A 1,770-nucleotide genomic window follows, 5' to 3' on the forward strand; every position below is an offset into this window, starting at 1 on the left:
GCCGGCGTGGCCGCACCGGGACGCGGCGCGGCCCGGGAACCGGGGCCGGGGCCGGGGCCGGGGTCAGGACGTCCAGCCGGTCTCCATCAGGGCCTCGGCGGCGCCGTTCGCGGGCTGTGGCACGCCGGCCAGGTCCAGGCTGAACAGGGCGACCAGCAGTTGCTCGCCGCGGACGGTGGCCTGGTGGGAATAGCCCGCGAGAGTGAACATCGCGGCGGCCATCTCCTCGGCGTGCAGGGTCTGCAGCCAGAGGCACTCCACCGACTTCACGTCGGCCGGCTCGGTCCAGGTGTCCACCTGGGCGACCATCCGGCTGCCCAGCAGGGTGACGCCGTCGCGCTCCTGGGCCTCCGTCAGTTCGAGGTCCTCGAAGCCCAGCCACTCCAGGTAGCGGGCGGCCGTGAACACCGCGTCCTGCGAGGTGCGGACCGGGTGCGGGCGGAACGGGGCCCGGCGCCGCCACGGCGTGGCCGGGGAGGGGGAGCCGGACCCGCCGGGCGGGGCGGGCACCGGCGCGCCCTGCGGGTGGGCCGGGGAGGGGCGGGTGGACGGCGGCTGGGCGGCCGGCCCGAGCTGCCCGGTGCCGGCCCGGCTCGCGGTGGTGCTGCCGCCGAGGCGGGTGGTGCGGTCCACCGGCAGCCGGACGGTGGCGCCGCAGTTGCAGGTGAACTCGGGCTGCGGCCACTGGTCGGAGCGGCCGCAGTGCGGGCAGCGCATGTTCAGCCAGGAGTCCTCCCAGGACCGGAACCGGACCTGCACCGGCACGCCGCCGCGCAGCAGCGGGACCTTGAGCGAGGCGCCGCAGGGGCAGGGCAGCGACGGCGGCTCGTACAGGTGTTCGCGCCGGCAGGCGGGACAGCGGATCGCCCGGGCACCGCCACCCGCTCCCGGCCCGTGCTGGGCGGGGTCGCGTCCGGTGAAGTCGTCGGCCAGTCCGGACATCGCGGGCACCGTCCGTTCGCATCGGGGTGGGAGGACGTGACCCATGCTCCCCGAAACGCGGGGGCCGCGGCGCGGAATGGACCAATCCTCAGGGACAGATCAGGGGTGTGCGGCCGATCTCTCGCCGGGGAGGAGGAGGCCGGGCCACCCGGGCGGGGGAGCAGGTGCCGAGGCCGGCCGGGGTGGGTCAGCCGGCGGACCAGCGGGCCAGGTCGGCCGGGGTGTCCAGGTCGTCCGGAACGGCGATGTCGGCGCACTCGACCAGCGCGATCTCCTCGGCGTGCGCCGTCAGCAGGGCGCGCGCGCCGGAGTCGCCGGTCGCGCCCGCCGCCGCCTCGGCGAAGTGCCGGGCCCCGATCAGCACCGGGTGCCCGCGCCGCCCGCCGTACGCCGCCGCGGCCAGGTCGGCGCCCGCCCGGTGGGCGGCCAGCAGCCGGGCAACGGCCGCCGGGGTGACGCCGGGCGTGTCCACCAGCATCACCAGCGCGGCCGGGGCGTCCGGCGGAAGGGCGGCCAGCCCGGCCCGCAGCGAGGAGCCCATGCCGCCCGCCCAGTCCGGGTTGGCCACCAGCCGGCAGCCCGGCAGGTGCGCGGTGGCCCTGACCCGGTCGCGGTCCGCGCCCAGCACCACCGTCACGTCCGGGCAGCCGCCCGACCGGACGGTGGCCACCGCGTGCTCCACCAGCGGCCGCCCCCGGTAGGGGAGCAGGGCCTTGGGGCGCCCGCCAAGCCGCCGTCCGCCGCCGGCGGCGAGGACGAGCGCGGCCACCGGGGCCGCGGCCCCGCTCAGATCCCGCCGTTGACCACCGCGTTCTGGGCGGCGCCCGC

2 protein-coding genes are annotated in these 1,770 nt (G+C 78.5%); both read right to left on the reverse strand.

All coding sequences use genetic code 11. The annotated features are described in order from the left end of the window. Window positions 1–63 precede the first annotated feature (63 nt). Window positions 64–942, reverse strand: coding sequence for a hypothetical protein (locus ABZ885_RS40545; protein ID WP_360200133.1), 879 nt, complete (start codon window positions 940–942; stop codon window positions 64–66). Between the two features lie 187 nt (window positions 943–1,129). Continuing rightward, on the reverse strand, window positions 1,130–1,711 hold the full coding sequence (locus ABZ885_RS40550; RefSeq protein ID WP_360200135.1) for a nucleotidyltransferase family protein: 582 nt from the start codon (window positions 1,709–1,711) through the stop codon (window positions 1,130–1,132). Window positions 1,712–1,770: the final 59 nt, after the last annotated feature.

The sequence above is a fragment of the Kitasatospora sp. NPDC047058 genome (assembly GCF_040643935.1).
Taxonomy (GTDB): Bacteria; Actinomycetota; Actinomycetes; order Streptomycetales; family Streptomycetaceae; genus Kitasatospora.